Origin of the sequence: Streptomyces sp. NPDC046887 (assembly GCF_040644755.1) — a bacterium.
Lineage (GTDB): Bacteria > Actinomycetota > Actinomycetes > Streptomycetales > Streptomycetaceae > Streptomyces > Streptomyces lichenis.
In genome coordinates this window covers 174,614-191,679 of the sequence record NZ_JBEYXH010000001.1, presented here as the reverse complement: position 1 = coordinate 191,679, position 17,066 = coordinate 174,614, and the positions used below count along the sequence as shown (strand labels likewise).

The following is a 17,066-nucleotide window of genomic DNA, read 5'->3' as shown; positions in this document are numbered from 1 at the left end:
GTGGGCGGGCCAAGGCCCGCGGATTCCCCGGGCCCCAGCGGCTGGTGTGCCCCGGTGGCCTGTGTGCCCCGGTGGCCGGTGTGCCTCCCTCCCCCCGGTGGCCGGGCGCGGTTGAGTACGTAGGTGAGTACGGGCGCTGATCCCCTCGTACGGGCCGGATGGCGAAGATCATCGCCATGAACACCGCACAGACCGCCCCCCGTCCGGCCTCCGCCCCCACCGTCCCCGCCAAGACCACCGCCACACGGGTCTTCGCCGGGGTGGGGCTGGTGTTGCTGCTCCCCGCCGTCTGCGTCCAGATGCTCACCGTGCTGCTCCAGGCCTTCACCGGGGCGCTGGACCCGCTGCTGGCCGGTGGCGGCGCTCTGCCCTTCTCGGGCCTCACCGGCCTGGCGGCGCTCTGCTTCGCGGAGCACACGGTGACGCCCCGGGTCCGCCGCCGGATGGTGCTCGCCCAGTGGGCGCTGCTGGTGGTCGGCTGCCTGTCGAGCTGGATCGTCCTGTTCTGAAGGCCGTACGTCAGGGGGAGAGCCGCTCCACCCGCCAGGTCCCCTCTCCGCCCGGGCTCCCATCCCCCTCCTCGTGGACGTACCGCAGCCGGTCGTGCAGCCGGTTCTCGTGGCCCTGCCAGAACTCCACCGCCCGCGGGGTGACCCGGAAGCCGCCCCAGTCCGGCGGCACCGGGACCTGCTCGCCCTCCGGGTGGCGCGCGGCCAACTCCTCGTAGCGGGAGAGCAGTTCGGTGCGGGAGCCGATCACCGAGGACTGGGCGCTGGCCCAGGCGCCGAGCTGGGAGCCGTGCGGGCGGGTGCGGAAGTACGCGGCGGTCTCGTCCCGGCCGACCCGGGCGGCGGTGCCGGTGACGATGACCTGGCGGGCCACCGGGTGCCAGGGGAAGAGGAGGGCGATCGACGGGTTGGCGGCCAGCTCGCCGCCCTTGCGGGAGCCGTAGTTGGTGTAGAAGACGAAGCCCCGCTCGTCGTAGTGCTTGAGCAGCACCGTCCGGGAGGAGGGGTGGCCGTCGGGGGTCGCGGTGGAGACCACCATGGCGTTCGGCTCGTGGATCGCCGGGCTCTGGGCCGCGTCCTCGAACCAGCGGGCGAACTGGCTCATCGGGTCGGCTGCGAGGTCCTGCTCGGCGAGTTCGGCGGTGCGGTACTGCTCGCGCATCTCGGCGGGGTCCAGGGCGGCGTCGCGGGCTTCGGTCACGGGGCCCATCCTGCCGCAGCGAGGCGGCCGAGCGGACGGGCAGGCCCATTCTGCCCATCGGCGGCGACGGTCAATCCCCGCCGCGAAATCCGCACAGTGTGCCGGATGTCACGCTTCCCCGCATCGGCGGAAGCGGACAGACTCATGGGCTGGGACGTTGTCGCATCCCCCCATTCCCCGCCGCGGGCCGCACGGGACGGCCACCGCCTGGCAGGGGTGTCCCGGGGCCGTGCGACCCGTGCCCACCCCGCCGTAGCACCTGGCCGTCCACCACACGAGGAGCCGCCTGATGTCCGACTTCGTACCCGGACTCGAAGGAGTCGTCGCGTTCGAGACGGAGATCGCCGAACCGGACAAGGAGGGCGGCGCGCTGCGGTACCGCGGCGTCGACATCGAGGACCTGGTCGGCCATGTCTCCTTCGGCAACGTGTGGGGGCTGCTGGTGGACGGGGCGTTCAACCCCGGTCTGCCGCCCGCCGAGCCGTTCCCGATCCCGGTGCACTCCGGGGATATCCGCGTCGACGTGCAGTCCGCGCTGGCGATGCTCGCCCCGGTGTGGGGCTTGAAGCCGCTGCTGGACATCAGCGAGGAGCAGGCCCGCGACGACCTGGCCCGCGCGGCCGTGATGGCGCTGTCCTACGTGGCGCAGTCCGCGCGCGGGCAGGGGCTGCCGATGGTCCCGCAGAGCGAGATCGACAAGGCGCAGTCGGTGGTCGAGCGGTTCATGATCCGCTGGCGCGGCGAGCCCGACCCCAAGCACGTCAAGGCCGTGGACGCGTACTGGACCTCGGCGGCGGAGCACGGGCTGAACGCCTCCACGTTCACCGCCCGGGTGATCGCCTCGACCGGCGCGGACGTGGCCGCGGCGCTGTCCGGCGCGGTGGGCGCGATGTCCGGCCCGCTGCACGGCGGGGCGCCATCCCGGGTGCTGGGCATGATCGAGGAGATCGAGCGCGAGGGCGACGCCGGGGCGTGGGTGCGCCGGGCGCTGGACCGCGGTGAGCGGCTGATGGGCTTCGGCCACCGCGTCTACCGCGCCGAGGACCCGCGTGCCCGGGTGCTGCGCCGTACCGCCCGCGAGCTGGGCGCGCCGCGCTTCGAGGTGGCGGAGGCGCTGGAGAAGGCCGCGCTGGAGGAGCTGCACAACCGCCGCCCGGACCGGGTGCTGGCGACGAACGTGGAGTTCTGGGCGGCGATCATGCTGGACTTCGCGGAGGTCCCGGCGCACATGTTCACCTCGATGTTCACCTGCGCCCGCACCGCGGGCTGGAGCGCGCACATCCTGGAGCAGAAGCGCACCGGCCGCCTGGTCCGCCCCTCCGCCCGCTACACCGGCCCGAGCGCCCGCAGCCCCCAGGACATCCCGGGGTACGCGGAGATCGGCGACTGACGGCCGCCGCCTGAGGGGCCTGAGTACGTGAGTACGTGGAGGGGGCGCCGCCCGTGGCGGGCGGTGCCCCCACTTCGTCCGTGGATTCAGACCCGGATCAGCTTGACGCGCTTGCCGCAGAGCTTGGCCATGTCGTCCACATCGGATGTGAGCATGGCGACCGGGGCCCTCTGCCGCAGGGCCATCTCAGCGACCGTGGCGTCGATGGCGTACTTGTGGCCGTGCAGGCCGGCGTCCTTGAGTAGCCGCGCGGCCGCCCGCGCGGATCTCTCGGTGACGGGCTCCACCACCACGCGGGAGAGGATCCAGTGCAGCTTGGGCTCATTCACCCGGGCGTGCGCGACCTCCACGATGGTGTTGGCGCCCACCACGAACTCCGTGCCCTGTACGTCGAACTCCTCCAGCATCGCGTTGACCTCCCGGTCCCTGCCCAGCAGCCAGGCGGAAAGGCCCTCGGAATCCAGGACGAGGTTCTCGACCCGAGGGATCACGCGGCCCTCACCTCGGGAGCGGTCTCCGCGTTCTCGTCGGCGAACGCCGCCTCGATCCGGGCCCGGGCCGCCGCACGCTCCTCGTCGGTGAAGGCGCCGTGCTCTTCCTGGTACTCCCGGAAGCCCTCGGCCCGCAGTTCATGCCGCACCCGCCGGGCCACCGCCTCCGCCACGTAGGCGGACACGTTGTCGGTGAGCTTCTTGACCTCCTCCAGGTACTCGGTGGGGATGGTCACCGTGACGCGCGTCGTCTCAGCCATGCGATCAGCATACCGCCCACCTGCATACCCAGGGTATGCATTAACGTTTCAGCGCCTCCTCCACGATCCGTCCCCACTCCGCGACCACCCGCTCCCGGCGGGCCGTGTCGTCGGTGAGGAGGTTGGCGAGGCCCAGGCCTCGGGCCATGTCCAGCAGGCCCTGGACGGTCTCGCGGACGCCGGAGCGGGACTCGTCGGCGCCGAGGAGGTCCACGGCGATGCGGTGGGTCTCGCGGCCGACGCGGGCCTCCAGCTCGGTGACCCGGTCGCGGAGCTGCGGCTCGTCGGAGGCGGCGACCCAGAGGTGCAGGGCGGCGCGGAAGAGGGGGCCGGTGTAGAGGTCGACCAGGGCGGCGACGGTCTCGGGGCGGGTGCGCACCGGGAGGGTGCGCAGGGCGTGCGAGCGCTGCTCGGCGACGTACTCCACGGCCGCGGTGAACAGGTCCTCCCGGGTGGGGAAGTGGTGCTGGGCGGCACCCCGGGAGACCCCGGCCCGCTCGGCGACCACCGCGACCGTGGAGCCCGCCCAGCCGCGTTCGGCCAGGCAGGACACGGCCGCTTCGAGGAGCCGCTGCCGGGTGGCCCGGCTGCGGTCCTGCTTCGGGCCTCTGGCCGGGTCGGTCACCACACCCATGTCACCACGCCCATGCCGACCCCCATGCCGACCCCCATGTCACAACACCCATACAGGGTCCCGTCGTTCGAGGAACGCTGTCATGCCCTCGCGGGCCTCCGCCGAGGCGAAGAGCGAGGCCGAGCGCTGCACGAGGTCCTCCGCGTCGCGCTCGAACATCTCCAGCACCCTAGCCGTGACCAGCCGCTTGGCCTCCGCCAGCCCTCGCGGCGAGGCCCGGCGCATCCCGTCCAGGATGGCGGTGAGGGCCTTGTCGGCGTCGTCGGGGGCGAGGGTGACCAGGCCGATACGGGCCGCCTCGGCCGCGTCGAACCGCTCCCCGGTGAGGTAGTAGCGGGCGGCGGCGCGCGGCTCCAGCCGGGGCAGCAGGGTGAGCGAGATGACCGAGGGCGCCACCCCGATCCGTACCTCGGACAGCGCGAAGTCCGCCTCGGGCCCGGCCACCGCCACATCGCAGGCGGCCAGCAGCCCGAGCCCACCCGCCCGGACATGCCCGGTCACCCGGGCCACCACCGGCTTGGGCAGCTCCACGATCTGCCGCAGCAGCGAGACGAAGGTGTACGGGTTGGGTGGGGCCTTGAGGTCGGCGCCCGCGCTGAAGGTGTTGCCGGTGTGGGTCAGCACCACCGCCCGCACCTCCCGGTCCTTGCCGCACTCGGCCAGTGCGGTCGACAGCTCGGCGACCAGCGCCGCGGAGAGCGCGTTGCGGCTGGCCGGTGCGTCCAGGGCCAGGGTGGTGACACCGCGCTCGTGCGCGGTGGTGACATGACCGCTCATGTGTACTCCCGCTCCCTCGGTTCGCGTCTCGGGGTCGTCCCGGACGCCGCCCCGGCCCGCCGCCGGTGAACGCGGTGGCGCGCCGGGATCCTCTTGTACGGAGCGACCTGCCCCGCGAGGGAGGCGATGATGTCTGGTCGGCCGCCCGGGGTGTCAGGTCGTGTCGGCGGATGTGTGCTCGCACCATTCCAGGGACTGGCCGTGCGGGCCGGTGCGGGCCAGTGGCCGCCCGTTCAGCGCGAGGGTGAAGAGCAGCCGGTCGGAGGCGGGTGGGAGAAGGCGGTCCACGGCGGGCAGGACCCCCGGCGCCTCGTTGGAGATCCACGGGCAGCCCAGCGACCGCATGGTGGCGGCGAAGGCCTCGCGCTCCTCGGTCGGCAGATAGGCGAGGACCGCGCTGTGCAGGACCACCGGGGTGGCGCCCGCCGGGGCGGCGCCGACCAGTTCGCGGACCGTCTCGTTGAGGTCGCCCCGGACCAGCGTCGGCGGCTCGGCGCGCGCGATGCCCACCGCCGCCCGCAGCCGGTCCAGCCGCTGCCGCTGCTCGGGCCAGACCAGGCACTCCAGCCAGCGCACATCCCCCGGGTCGGCCACGTCCAGCGGGTTGAGGTCGATCCCGGCCCGCCAGGCGACCTCCGGCAGGCGGTCGGGCAGCGGGACGGCACCGGTCGTCCCGCACTCCAGCACCACCGGGCTGTCCGCCGCGCCGAACGCCGCCCCTCCGTCGTAGCGGTAGCGGTAGCGGTCGGGGTAGAGGCAGAGCCCGGCCGAGGCCCCGACCTCGATCAGCGCCAGCGGCCGGTCCAGCCGGGCCAGTACCGGGAGCAGTACGGCGCACCGGCCCGACTCGTTGGTCTGGGTCCGCCGCTCCCGCATGGTGTCCCGGACCTCCGGCCAGTGGCCCACGATCCACTCGCGGAAGGCCGGGTATTCGCCGACGACCGGTCCGCCCAGGAAGCGCACCGCGCCCAGCAGCAGGTTGGGCTGCCGCTTGGCCGGGGGCAGTTCGTCGATCAGCGCCAGCAGTCCGGGATCGCCGGCGACCGCCTCGGCCAGCAGCTCGTACGTCGGGGAGTGCCCCCGCGCCTCCGTCCCGGCGAACCTCCGGTACCGCTCCGCCGTGTCCACCATCGAGCCCCCTTTTCGCTGGTCGGGCGACCAGACTAAGCAGCCCGCGCAGATGATCGGGACGACCTGTGATCAGTACGACTTGGGCAGGCCCAGGGTCTGGTGGGAGACGTAGTTGAGGATCATCTCCCGGCTGACCGGGGCGATCCGCGCCACCCGGGACGCCGTGATCAGCTCGGCCAGCCCGAACTCACGCGTCAGCCCGTTGCCACCGAGGGTGTGCACGGCCTGGTCCACCGCCCGTACACAGGCCTCCCCGGCCGCGTACTTGGCCATGTTGGCCGCCTCGCCCGCGCCGAGGTCGTCGCCCGCGTCATAGAGGTGGGCCGCCTTCTGCATCATCAGCCGGGCCAGCTCCAGCTCGATATGGGCCTGGGCCAGCGGATGGGCGATCGCCTGGTGGGCGCCGATCGGGGTCTTCCAGACCTGGCGCTCCTTGGCGTAGCCGACGGCCTTGGCGAGCGCGTGACGCCCCATGCCGACGGCGAACGCGGCGGTCATGATCCGTTCCGGGTTGAGCCCGGCGAAGAGCTGGAGCAGCCCCGCGTCCTCGTCCCCCACCAGGGCGTCCGCGGGGAGCCGGACGTCGTCCAGCACCAGCTCGAACTGGCGCTCATGGGCGCGGAGTTCCATGTCGATGGCGCGGCGCTGGAAACCCTCGGCGTCCCGGGGGACGACAAAGAGGCAGGGCTTGAGCTTCCCCGTGCGGGCGTCCTCGGTGCGGCCGACGATCAGGGTGGACTCGGCGATGTCCACGCCCGAGACGAACACCTTGCGCCCGGTGAGCAGCCAGCCGCCGCCGTCCGGATCGCGCCGGGCGGTGGTGGTGATCCGGTGCGAGTTGGACCCGGCGTCCGGCTCGGTGATGCCGAAGGCCATGGTCCGGCTGCCGTCCGCCAGCCCCGGCAGCCAGCGGGCCTTCTGCTCCTCGGTGCCGAACCGGGCGATCACCGTGCCGCAGATCGCGGGCGAGACGATCATCATGAGGAGAGGGCAACCCGCCGCGCCCAGCTCCTCCAGTACGAGGGAGAGTTCGGCCATGCCGCCGCCCCCGCCGCCGTACTCCTCGGGCAGGTTGACGCCCAGATAGCCGAGCTTCCCGGCCTCCGCCCAGACGGCGTCCCGCTCCTCCGCCGCATGGGTGCGGCCGTGCCGGGCGCCGAACGCGGCGACGGCGGCCCGTAGCGCGGACTGCTCCTCGGTCTCCACCACAGCGTTACTGCTACTCACGGTTGGGCCTCCTCCTGGACGACGGCGAGCAGGGCGCCGACCTCGACCTGGCGGCCGGGGGCGGTGTGGAGCGCGGTGAGCGTGCCGGAGGCGGGAGCAATGACGCGGTGCTCCATCTTCATGGCCTCCAGCCAGACGAGCGGCTGCCCGGCCACCACCCGGTCACCGAGGGCGAGTTCCGCCACCCGGGTGACGGTGCCGGGCATGGGCGCGAGCAGCGAGCCGGGCGCGGTGTGCTCGGCGGGGTCGGTGAAGCGGGGGCGGGGGGTGAGGCGGTACGCGGTGGTGGCGGTGTCCACGTGGACCTGACCGTCGGCGGCCTCCGTGACCCGGTACGGGCGGGTGACGCCGCCCACCTCCAGCCGGACCAGCCCGGGGGCGACGGCGACGGCTCGGACCTCCGGGTGGGAGTCGACGGCATACGAGCCGTCCCGGGTGTGCCGGTAGCGGACCTCATGGTCGCCGTAGTGGGCGGACTGCGGCTGGGAGGGCAGGTTGCGGAAGGCGCCGAAGCGACCGGTACGGGACGAGGCGGCGGCCAGCGCGGCGGCGACCGCCGCGTACTCCTCCCCGGGGGCCGGGGCCGTCAGCTCGGCCAGATGGCGGCCGTAGAAGCCGGTGTCCATGGCCCCGGCCGCGAACTCCGGGTGGCGCAGGGAGCGGACCAGCAGCTCGCGGTTGGTCACCGGGCCGTGGACGCGGGCCCGTTCCAGGGCGGCGGCCAGTCGCCGTACCGCCTCGGCGCGGGTGGGCGCGGAGGCGACGACCTTGGCGAGCAGGGCGTCGTAGTGGACGGTGACGGTGTCCCCGTCCGCGTACCCGGCATCGACCCGCACGCCGTCCGGGGTCGGGACCTGGAGGCGGTGCAGTACGCCGGTGCCGGGGGCGAAGTCGCGGGCCGGGTCCTCGGCGTAGAGCCGGGCCTCCACCGCGTGCCCCCGGGGGGCGGGCGGCGCGGGCGGGAGGGCGGCGCCCTCGGCGCAGGCCAGTTGGAGGGCGACCAGGTCGATGCCGAACACCGCCTCGGTGACCGGGTGTTCGACCTGGAGCCGGGTGTTCATCTCCAGGAAGTACGCCTGGCCGCCCGCGACCAGGAACTCCACCGTCCCCGCCCCGGTGTAGCCGACGGCCCGGGCGGCCGCGACCGCCGCGTCCTCCAGGGTGGCCCGCAGCTCCTCGTCCAACCCGGGCGCGGGCGCTTCCTCGATCACCTTCTGGTGGCGGCGCTGGAGCGAGCAGTCCCGGGTGCCGAGGGTCCACACCGTGCCGTGCGCGTCGGCGAGGACCTGCACCTCCACATGGCGGCCGCGCTCCAGATACGGCTCGGCGAACACCTCGCCGTCCCCGAAGGCCGCCCGGGCCTCGGCCCTGGCCGCCGCCAACTCGACTGCCAGGTAGCCCAGTTCCCGTACCACCCGCATACCGCGCCCACCGCCGCCGGCCGCCGCCTTCAGCAGCAGCGGAAGGTCGGCCCCGGTGACGGCGGCCGGGTCCAGCGGGGCGAGCAGCGGCACCCCGGCGGCGGCCATCAGCTCCTTGGCCCGGGTCTTGGAGGCCATCGCCTCGATCGCCTTGGGCGGCGGGCCCACCCAGACCAGGCCCGCGTCCAGCACCGCGCGGGCGAAGTCGGCGTTCTCGGAGAGGAAGCCGTACCCGGGGTGGACCGCGTCCGCCCCGGCGGCCAGCGCGGCGGCCACCACCAGGTCGGCGCGGAGGTAGGTGTCGGCGGGCGCGGCCCCCGGCAACCGCACCGCCGCGTCCGCCTCCCGTACGTGCAGGGCTCCGGCGTCCGGGTCGGAGTGCACGGCGACGGTGGAGATGCCCAGCTCACGGCAGGTGCGGAAGACCCGGCGGGCGATCTCGCCCCGGTTGGCGACCAGCAGACTGGAGATCAAGGGATTCATCGGATCCATGAGATTCATCGGATCCATGGGATTCATCGAATCCACAGAGTTCACGGGATTCATGGGATTCATGGGATTCACGGGTCCCCTCACATCCGGAAGACGCCGAAGCCGCCGCGCACGCCCTGGTACGGGGCGGTGTGCACGGCCGACAGGCACAGGCCGAGGACGGTGCGGGTGTCGCGCGGGTCGATGACCCCGTCGTCGTACAGCCGCCCGGACAGGAACATCGGCAGTGACTCCGCCTCCACCTGCTGCTCCACCATGGCGCGCAGCGCCGCGTCGCCCTCGTCGTCATAGGGCTGCCCCTTGGCGGCGGCGGAGGCGCGGGCCACGATCGAGAGCACCCCGGCGAGCTGCTGGGGGCCCATCACGGCCGACTTGGCGCTGGGCCAGGCGAACAGGAAGCGCGGGTCGTAGGCGCGGCCGCACATGCCGTAGTGCCCGGCCCCGTAGGAGGCGCCGACCAGCACCGACAGATGCGGGACCGTGGAGTTGGCCACCGCGTTGATCATCATCGAGCCGTGTTTGACGATGCCGCCCTGCTCGTACTCCCGGCCCACCATGTAGCCGGTGGTGTTGTGCAGGAACAGCAGCGGGATGTCCCGCTGGTTGGCGAGCTGGATGAACTGCGCGGCCTTCTGCGACTCCTGGCTGAACAGCACCCCCTGGGCGTTGGCGAGCACCCCGACCGGATACCCGTGCAGCGCGGCCCACCCGGTCACCAGGCTGGTCCCGTACAGCGGCTTGAACTCGTCGAAGTCGGAGCCGTCCACGATCCGGGCGATCACCTCGCGCGGGTCGAAGGGGGTGCGCAGATCGCCGGGGACGATGCCGAGCAGCTCCTCCGGGTCGTACTTGGGCGGCTCGGCAGGCGGAGGATCGGCGTACGCCTTGCGGTGGTCGAGCCGGGCCACGATCCGCCGGGCCTGGCGGATGGCGTCATGCTCGTCCACCGCGTAGTGGTCGGCCAGCCCGCTGGTCCGGGCGTGCATCCGCGCCCCGCCCAGCGACTCGTCGTCGCTCTCCTCCCCGGTGGCCATCTTCACCAGCGGCGGCCCGCCGAGGAACACCTTGGAGCGCCCGTCGATCATCACCGTGTGGTCCGACATCCCGGGGACATACGCGCCGCCCGCCGTCGAGTTGCCGAAGACCACCGCGATGGTGGGGATCCCGGCCGCCGACAGCCGGGTGATGTCCCGGAACAGCGCCCCACCGGGGATGAAGATCTCCTTCTGGGACGGCAGATCGGCGCCCCCGGACTCCACCAGCGCGATACACGGCAGCCGGTTGGCGCGGGCGATCTCGTTGGCCCGCAGCGCCTTCTTCAGCGTCCACGGGTTGGACGAACCTCCGCGTACCGTCGGGTCGTTGGCGGTGATCAGGCACTCCACGCCCTCGACGACCCCGATCCCGGTGACCATCGAGCCGCCCACCGGGTAGTCGCTGCCCCAGGCGGCGAGCGGGGACAGCTCCAGGAACGGCGCGTCCGGGTCCAGCAGCAGCTCGATCCGCTCCCGGGCGAGCAGCTTGCCGCGCGAGCGGTGCCGGGCGGTGTACTTCTCGCCGCCGCCCGCGAGCGCCTTGGCGTGCTCGGCGTCCAGGGCGGCCAGCTTCTCCAGCATGGCGTCCCGGTTGGCGGTGAACTCCTCGGTGGCCGGGTCGAGTCGGGAGCCGATCACGGTCACAGCAGGGCCTCCGGTATGTCGAGGTGGCGGGCGCGCAGCCATTCGCCGAGCGCCTTGGCCTGCGGGTCGAACCGGGCCTGGGCGGCGACGCCCTCGCCGAGCAGCCCGGCCACGGTGAAGTTCAGCGCCCGCAGGTTCGGCAGCAGATGCCGACGTACGGGCACGTCGGCCGTCTCCGGCAGCAGTTCGCGGAAGCGGTCGACGGTGAGCGCGTGGGCCAGCCACCGCCAGCCCTCCTCGTCCCGGGCCCACACCCCCACATTGGCGTCCCCGCCCTTGTCCCCGCTGCGGGCCCCGGCCACCACCCCGAGCGGCGCCCGCCGCACCGGCCCGGGTGGCAACGGCGGCGGCAACTCCGGTACGGGGACGGGCTCCGGCTCCCGTACGTCCGGCGGGTCCGGCACGATGACCCGCTCCCCGTCCGGCAGCACCGCCGTATGCGCGACCGCGCCCCGGTCCGCGTACCCCGCCTCGAACACCCCGTACGGGGCGCCCTTCCCCGGCGGGGCGGTCAGGTGGAAGCCCGGGTAGCTGGCGAGGGCCAGTTCCACCGCCGCCCCGCTGACCGCCCGGCCCACCCGCTCCGGGTCCTGGTCGCGGACGACGAGCCGGAGCAGGGCGCTGGCGGTCTCCTCGGTGGCGGCGTCGGGGCGATCGGTGCGGGCCAGCTCCCAGCGCACCTCCGCCGCCCTGCCGATCGCCTGGGTCATCTGCTCCCGCACCAATTCCGCCTTGGCCTCCACCTCCAGCCCCGTGAGGACGAAGACGACCTCGTTGCGCCAGCCGCCGAGCCGGGTGGTGCCGGTCTTGAGCCGGGGCGGTGGGGCCTCGCCCCGTACCCCGGAGATCCGCACCCGGTCCGGGCCGTCCTGCGCCAGCCGTACGGAGTCCAGCCGCAGGGTCACATCCGGCCCGGGGTAGCGGGCGCCCGCCGTCTCGTACAGCAGCTGGGCGGTGACCGTGCCGATGTCCACCAGCCCGCCGGTGCCCGGGTGCTTGGTGATCACGGAGCTGCCGTCCGCGTCGATCTCGGCGAGGGGGAAGCCCGGGCGGCGGAGGTCGTGTCCGTCCCCGGCCTCGGCGAAGAAGGCGTAGTTGCCGCCGGTGGCCTGGGTGCCGCACTCCAGTACATGCCCGGCGGCGACCGCGCCCGCGAGCCGGTCGTACTCCTTCGGGCCCCAGTCGAACCACCAGGCGGCGGGTCCGCTGACCAGCGCCGCGTCGGTGATCCGCCCGGTGACCACCACATCCGCCCCGGCCCGCAGACAGGCGGTGACCCCGGCGCCGCCGAGGTAGGCGTTGGCGGTCAGCGCCCCTTCGGGCGGGGTGAGGCGGTCGCCTTCCACATGGGCGATACGGATCCCCGGCAGCCCCAGCCGTTCGGCGAGAGCGCGCAGGGCGGCGGCGAGGCCCGCCGGGTTCAGCCCGCCCGCGTTGGCGACGATCCTGACCCCCCGGTCGTGGGCCAGCCCCAGCCCCTCCTCCATCTGCCGCAGAAAGGTCTTGGCGTATCCGAGGGAGGGGTCCTTGAGGCTGTCCCGGCCGAGGATCAGCAGGGTCAGCTCGGCGAGGTAGTCCCCGGTGAGGACGTCCAGCTCGCCGCCGGTCAGCATCTCCCGGACGGCGTCGAACCGGTCGCCGTAGAAGCCGGAGGCGTTGCCGATCCGCAGCGGGGCCCTCATGCGGATGCCTCGGCCCTGGTGGCGGGCCGCCCTCGCCCCGGTGGTCCGGCGAAGGCCTGGGCGATGTCCAGCCAGTGGTCGGCGTCGGCACCCTCGGCGCGCAGGGCCAGGTCGGCGCGGTGGGCCCGCTGGGTGGCGAGCAGGCAGAAGTCGAGCGCGGGGCCGGTGATCTTCTGGGGCGCGTCCTCGGGCCCGTACGCCCAGAGGGTGCCGTCCGGGGCGGTCAGCTCCACCCGGAACGGGGCGGCCGGCGGGCGCAGGCCCCGTACCGCGTAGGCGTAGTCCCGGGCCCGCACGCCGATCCAGGCGACATGCCGCAGCCGCGCCGTGGGCTTCCGTACGACGCCCAGCGCATCCGCCACGTCCTGCCCGTGCGCCCAGGTCTCCATCAGCCGCGCGGTCGCCAGCGAGGTGACCGACATCGGCGGGCCGTACCAGGGGATGCGTGTCCCGGCCGGGGAGGCCCGTAGGACGTCCTGCAACCGCTCGCGCCCCTCCCGCCAGCGGGCCAGCAGCTCCCCCGGCTCCAACACGGCCCCCGCCTCCGCCCCCTCGTCCACAAAGCTCTCCGGTGCCTCCGCCGCCCTGGCCACATGACCCGCGAAGGCGTCCGGGTCGGTGGCGGCGAGCAGCGCGGCACTGTCGGTCCAGGTCAGATGGGCGATCTGGTGGGCGACGGTCCAGCCGGGTGCGGGGGTGGCCGCGCTCCAGGCGTCCGGCCGAGCGTCCGGTGGGGCGGCCGCCACCAGGCGGTCCAGCTCCTCGCTCTCCTCACGCAGGTCGTCGAGGACCGGTGCGGCGTCGGACACGGTGCGCTCCCTCCGGGACGGCACGGGCACGCCACGGCCGCCCGGCGGTCAGGGCGTGGGAGCCCGGCCGTCGGCACGGCGGTGCGTGTCCCGGAGCATGGCAGCGCCCGGAGAAACAATCAAGCGTGCTTGCTTTACTTCTGGCCACTCGCGGACTCGGTGGGCCCGGCCGCCAACCGCGCCTGGGAGCGCACCGCACCGATGCTGGCCGCGATGACCAGCGCGATCGCGCACGCCTCCAGGAGGTGGAGCCCCTGCCCCAGCACCAGAAGTCCCGCGATCGCCGCGATGGCCGGTTCCAGGCTCATCAGCACCGCGAAGGTGGGCGCGGGCAGCCGACGCAGCGCCAGCAGCTCCAGCGTGTACGGCAGCACCGACGACATCAGCGCGACCGCCAGGCCCAGGGCGATGGTCGACGGCACCACCAACCTGGCCCCCGCCTCCCACACCCCGAACGGCAGACTGATCACCGCGCCCACGGCCATGGCCAGCGCCAGCCCGTCGGCCTGCGGGAAGCGCCGCCCCGTGCGGGCGCTGAACACGATGTACGCGGCCCACATCACGCCCGCGCCGAGGGCGAACGCGGCCCCGGCCGGGTCCAGCCGGTCGAACCCGCCGCCACTGAGCAGCGCCACCCCGCCCAGCGCCAGGGCGGCCCAGACCAGGTTCACCAGCCGCCGGGACGCCACCACGGACAGCACCAGCGGGCCGAGCACCTCCAGGGTGACGGCCGGGCCGAGCGGGATGCGGTCCACCGCCTGGTAGAAGAGCATGTTCATCCCGGCGAGCGCGACACCGAAGGCGACCACCGTCCCCCAGTCGGCGCGCCCGTACCCGCGCAGCCGGGGGCGGCAGACCACCAGCAGCACCACGGCCGCGAGCAGCAGCCGCAGCGTGACCACGCCCAGCGCCCCGGCGCGCGGCATCAGCATCACCGCGATCGCCGCGCCGAACTGCACCGAGAACCCGCCCGCGACGACGAGCGCCACCGGCCCGAGCCGCCGCCCCGCCCCCTTCCGCACCCTGGCTCGCTCCGGGTGCGCAGCGACGCCCTCCGGCAGCGCCACGGCGGACGCGTCCGCGGACAGTCCGGCGGCGGCTTCGCTTCGGGCGGCGGCGTCGTTCACCGGGGGCCTCGGGCTTTCTGTGCGGGTGGGGGGAGAACGGGAGCAAGTCCATTGAAGTGGACCAGTCAGCGCAACATACTGCACCGCCCTTCTCGCACTCCAGCGCCTTTCCCCGCGGTCCACCATCCGGGACGCCGCGCCCCCTCTTCCACGGTACGGGCACGGCACGGACAGCAGCGCGCCACGCCCCCGGCGACGGGAGCGCGGCGCGCTGTCGTCCCGGCCCGGCCGGGGAACCGCTACTTCCTCTTCTTGCGACTCTCCCGCACGGTGACGAGAACGAGGATCAGGAGTCCCACCACGATCATCCCGATGGTGATCGGCGGGTTGTCCGTGATCGCCGCTGCCAGGTTCCGCATCTCCACCACTCCCCTGCTCGTATCGCTGCCGTGGTCCGCCCCCCACGGGAGACGGTCGTCCGTGCCGTCACGCCGGTGGGTGCGGAGGAGCGGCGCGCCCCTCCCCACCCGCAGCACGCACACGGCGGTAAAGGGGAATCAGCGGCCGGGGAGCAGCGGATAACTCTGCGTGATGTACACCCAACGCACGATCCCGAGGAACAGGGACGCCGTCGGGGGCGCCAGCCACCAGCGGGTCAGCGACCTCCTCAGCACCGCTACGGACGACAGGAGCAGGGTTACCGTTCCTGCCACGACGGTCAGGAAGCAGGTGGCCTCGATTGCCGTCAGGGCGCTCTCGTCCCAAGGCCCCTGCGGCTCGGTCACCAGGGCGGCATAGGTGAGCCAGGCGGACAGCAGATTGAGGAGGAGGAGCGGCACGCCCCAGGGGCCGCGCAGTTCACGAATCACTTCAGGGCATTCCTCGCTTCGTCCAGGTTCCGGTCGAACCCTCGCCCGTACCCCTGAGCCTGTTCGCTTTGCCAGTAAGGGCCCCCGTTGTAGCGGGATGCCAGCTCCTTGTAGTGGTCCCGGGTCATCTCTTCCGACGGCACTCCGGCGAAGCCGGACTCCTCCTTCAGCATGGCCAGGTACTCGGAGGCGATGAAGATGTTCTGTCCCGGGTCCTGCAGGGCGGCCTCGATGGTGTCCCGCTGCCCCTCGGTGAGCCGGGCCGGATCGTATCCCAGCACCTCCGCTGCACGTCTTACCTGGATGGCGATGGGCCCGAAGGACGTCTCGTCCGGGTTTCCACTCAGCCGGTCGATCGGCAGAGCTTCGGGGGCGACGGGGAGCCACCCGTCCCGAGCGAGCCCGCGGACGCTGTCGACGCCATCGTCCATCCAGCCCCACTGTCCGCCCACCTCCTGCCAGGCGATGCCCGCGACCATGTCGGCCGGGAGCCCTGACCGCTCTGCCGCGGCCTGGATGATCCCCTTGTTCGCGGCGATCCACTCCCGGCGTTCTTGCGCGTCCCGCGGCACGGCCCAGTAGGCGTCCGTCGCCTCGGGCAGTGCGGTGAGCCGCAGGCGGATGTCCTGGAGGGATGCGGACACATCCTGCGTGCCTGTCGGCAGGGAGAAATCAGCCTTCGGCCCACTCCCCGACAGGCTGGTCAGCAGGTCCGAGCGGGCTTCGAACGCCTCGGAGCGCAGCGCGGGCATGGCGGCGAGCAGATCCTTGGCGTCCACGAAGCCACTGCCGCGGAAGTCGGGCAGCGCCTTGTACGCCTGGTCGAGTGCCGCGGTGCACGTGTCACGGGCCCGGGCCTCGGTTGACTTGGCGAGGCCGTAGTTGGCGCCGGCATTGTCATGCGCGCGGTTGGCATCATCCCTGATGTCATCGATGTCGACGGCGAGTTCGGCCGCCCAGTCGAGGAAGCCCGTGGTGCCGCGCAGGTCCTCCCATTGCCGCATTGCCCCGGCCTTCTGCGCGGTCGGGGTGACGGCGTCGGCGACCTGTGCGATGAGCCCGGCGAGGGTCTCTTCGTCTGCCTTGCCATTCACGTAATGCGCCTTGGCCACCCTCAGCGCGGAGGCATAGTGCATCAGCGCGCTCTGCGCCTTGTCGTAGCCGTCGGCCAGGTGGCTCACCAGATCACGGGCCTCGCGCATCCGGTTGTCATAGCGCTTGCGCCCTTCGCCGATCCAGTCCCGGTCCTCCGCCGCACGCCGCAACCCCGGCTTGACCTCCAGGAGCAGGTCGCGCAGCCTGCGGAACTCCAAGGCGTTCCGCTCGACAAGCGGAGGGTTGCAATCCTCCAGGAAGGCGACTTCGTCGCGGTAGGTGTGGGCCACGTCCTCACCTGTCTTCCGGAGAGACGTACAGACCCGTGTCCAAGACGGCGTTCAGCAGGCCCCCGGCGACATCGCCGTCGCATGTCGCGTAGGTGCCGTTCGCCTTCCGCAGCCGGGTGGAGAGAGCTGCCAGCAGCGCAGTCGTGTCCTGGTACTGATCGTTGGCGAATCGAGCGAACGTGTCGACCTTCGCAGCTACATCGGGATGTGAACGAGGACTCCGCGCCGTCGTGCACAAATCCCCGTCAGGCCGACCCTCGTACAACAACCCGGCCATCTCGACCAGCACGTTCGCATTGCCGTTGAGCGAGACATGGTCGACCCCGACGCGGTCGCCGCTGCCCTCGCCGCCTTCCGGCCCGGTCGCCGTCTGGTTGATCTGCATCGGCGCTGCTGTGCGCTTCGCGGCCTCGGCCTTCAGCTGTTCCCACTCGTCCCACGGCATGCGTGTCAGCCCCCCCGATTCCTCGCCCTGTGTGTCCGTCCTGAGCACGGGCGAAGGGTGGTATCGGTTCCAGCCTGCCTGCTTTCGTGCCCAGAATC

Annotated in this window: 18 protein-coding genes; 2 read left to right on the top strand and 16 right to left on the bottom strand. The window is 73.0% G+C overall.

The genetic code is table 11. The features are described from left to right. Positions 1 to 176: 176 nt before the first annotated feature. Positions 177 to 509: a hypothetical protein gene (locus ABZ945_RS00915; RefSeq protein WP_361261782.1), complete on the top strand. Its 333-nt coding sequence runs from the start codon at positions 177 to 179 to the stop codon at positions 507 to 509. A gap of 10 nt (positions 510 to 519) precedes the next feature. On the opposite strand, the gene pdxH is transcribed toward ABZ945_RS00915, so the two are convergent. Then, positions 520 to 1,218 (bottom strand): pyridoxamine 5'-phosphate oxidase, encoded by a 699-nt coding sequence (gene pdxH / locus ABZ945_RS00910; RefSeq protein ID WP_361261779.1) that lies wholly within the window; start codon positions 1,216 to 1,218, stop codon positions 520 to 522. 280 nt (positions 1,219 to 1,498) lie between these two features. Here pdxH and ABZ945_RS00905 point away from each other — a divergent pair, with 280 nt between their 5' ends. Next, on the top strand, positions 1,499 to 2,599 hold the full coding sequence (locus ABZ945_RS00905) for a citrate synthase 2 (protein ID WP_361261776.1): 1,101 nt from the start codon (positions 1,499 to 1,501) through the stop codon (positions 2,597 to 2,599). Between the two features lie 86 nt (positions 2,600 to 2,685). On the opposite strand, the gene ABZ945_RS00900 is transcribed toward ABZ945_RS00905, so the two are convergent. The 15 genes from ABZ945_RS00900 to ABZ945_RS00830 all read right to left on the bottom strand — a co-directional run bounded on the left by ABZ945_RS00900 (position 2,686) and on the right by ABZ945_RS00830 (position 17,016). Then, on the bottom strand, positions 2,686 to 3,090 hold the full coding sequence (locus ABZ945_RS00900) for a DNA-binding protein (protein ID WP_361261773.1): 405 nt from the start codon (positions 3,088 to 3,090) through the stop codon (positions 2,686 to 2,688). Next, on the bottom strand, positions 3,087 to 3,350 hold the full coding sequence (locus ABZ945_RS00895; protein ID WP_361261770.1) for a type II toxin-antitoxin system CcdA family antitoxin: 264 nt from the start codon (positions 3,348 to 3,350) through the stop codon (positions 3,087 to 3,089). The genes ABZ945_RS00900 and ABZ945_RS00895 overlap by 4 nt, the downstream gene beginning before the upstream one ends. 40 nt (positions 3,351 to 3,390) lie before the next feature. Further along, complete coding sequence (locus ABZ945_RS00890; protein ID WP_361261767.1) at positions 3,391 to 3,984, bottom strand: TetR/AcrR family transcriptional regulator; 594 nt, start codon at positions 3,982 to 3,984, stop codon at positions 3,391 to 3,393. A 39-nt stretch (positions 3,985 to 4,023) separates the two neighbouring features. Further along, positions 4,024 to 4,761, bottom strand: coding sequence for an enoyl-CoA hydratase family protein (locus ABZ945_RS00885; protein WP_361261764.1), 738 nt, complete (start codon positions 4,759 to 4,761; stop codon positions 4,024 to 4,026). 153 nt (positions 4,762 to 4,914) lie between these two features. Next, positions 4,915 to 5,892: a DUF2332 domain-containing protein gene (locus tag ABZ945_RS00880; RefSeq protein WP_361261761.1), complete on the bottom strand. Its 978-nt coding sequence runs from the start codon at positions 5,890 to 5,892 to the stop codon at positions 4,915 to 4,917. Between the two features lie 69 nt (positions 5,893 to 5,961). Then, positions 5,962 to 7,119, bottom strand: a complete 1,158-nt coding sequence (locus ABZ945_RS00875) for an acyl-CoA dehydrogenase family protein (RefSeq protein ID WP_361261758.1) — start codon at positions 7,117 to 7,119, stop codon at positions 5,962 to 5,964. Then, positions 7,116 to 9,023: a biotin carboxylase N-terminal domain-containing protein gene (locus ABZ945_RS00870; RefSeq protein WP_361261754.1), complete on the bottom strand. Its 1,908-nt coding sequence runs from the start codon at positions 9,021 to 9,023 to the stop codon at positions 7,116 to 7,118. Before ABZ945_RS00870 ends, ABZ945_RS00875 begins: the two co-directional genes overlap by 4 nt. Positions 9,024 to 9,112: 89 nt before the next feature. Continuing rightward, positions 9,113 to 10,711 (bottom strand): carboxyl transferase domain-containing protein, encoded by a 1,599-nt coding sequence (locus ABZ945_RS00865; RefSeq protein ID WP_361261751.1) that lies wholly within the window; start codon positions 10,709 to 10,711, stop codon positions 9,113 to 9,115. Then, on the bottom strand, positions 10,708 to 12,393 hold the full coding sequence (locus tag ABZ945_RS00860) for an acyclic terpene utilization AtuA family protein (protein ID WP_361261748.1): 1,686 nt from the start codon (positions 12,391 to 12,393) through the stop codon (positions 10,708 to 10,710). Before ABZ945_RS00860 ends, ABZ945_RS00865 begins: the two co-directional genes overlap by 4 nt. Beyond that, entirely contained in the window at positions 12,390 to 13,202 is an 813-nt protein-coding gene (locus tag ABZ945_RS00855) for a TIGR03084 family metal-binding protein (RefSeq protein ID WP_361261745.1), read from the bottom strand. Before ABZ945_RS00855 ends, ABZ945_RS00860 begins: the two co-directional genes overlap by 4 nt. A gap of 134 nt (positions 13,203 to 13,336) precedes the next feature. Continuing rightward, positions 13,337 to 14,224 carry an EamA family transporter gene (locus ABZ945_RS00850; protein WP_361262864.1) on the bottom strand — a complete coding sequence of 296 codons (888 nt, stop codon included), beginning with the start codon at positions 14,222 to 14,224 and terminating at the stop codon, positions 13,337 to 13,339. Positions 14,225 to 14,568: 344 nt separating this feature from the next. Continuing rightward, positions 14,569 to 14,805, bottom strand: coding sequence for a hypothetical protein (locus ABZ945_RS00845; protein WP_361261743.1), 237 nt, complete (start codon positions 14,803 to 14,805; stop codon positions 14,569 to 14,571). A 21-nt stretch (positions 14,806 to 14,826) separates the two neighbouring features. Continuing rightward, positions 14,827 to 15,138, bottom strand: coding sequence for a hypothetical protein (locus tag ABZ945_RS00840; RefSeq protein WP_361261740.1), 312 nt, complete (start codon positions 15,136 to 15,138; stop codon positions 14,827 to 14,829). After that, on the bottom strand, positions 15,135 to 16,523 hold the full coding sequence (locus ABZ945_RS00835) for a hypothetical protein (RefSeq protein ID WP_361261737.1): 1,389 nt from the start codon (positions 16,521 to 16,523) through the stop codon (positions 15,135 to 15,137). Before ABZ945_RS00835 ends, ABZ945_RS00840 begins: the two co-directional genes overlap by 4 nt. A gap of 4 nt (positions 16,524 to 16,527) precedes the next feature. Beyond that, positions 16,528 to 17,016 carry a hypothetical protein gene (locus ABZ945_RS00830; RefSeq protein WP_361261734.1) on the bottom strand — a complete coding sequence of 163 codons (489 nt, stop codon included), beginning with the start codon at positions 17,014 to 17,016 and terminating at the stop codon, positions 16,528 to 16,530. Positions 17,017 to 17,066: the final 50 nt, after the last annotated feature.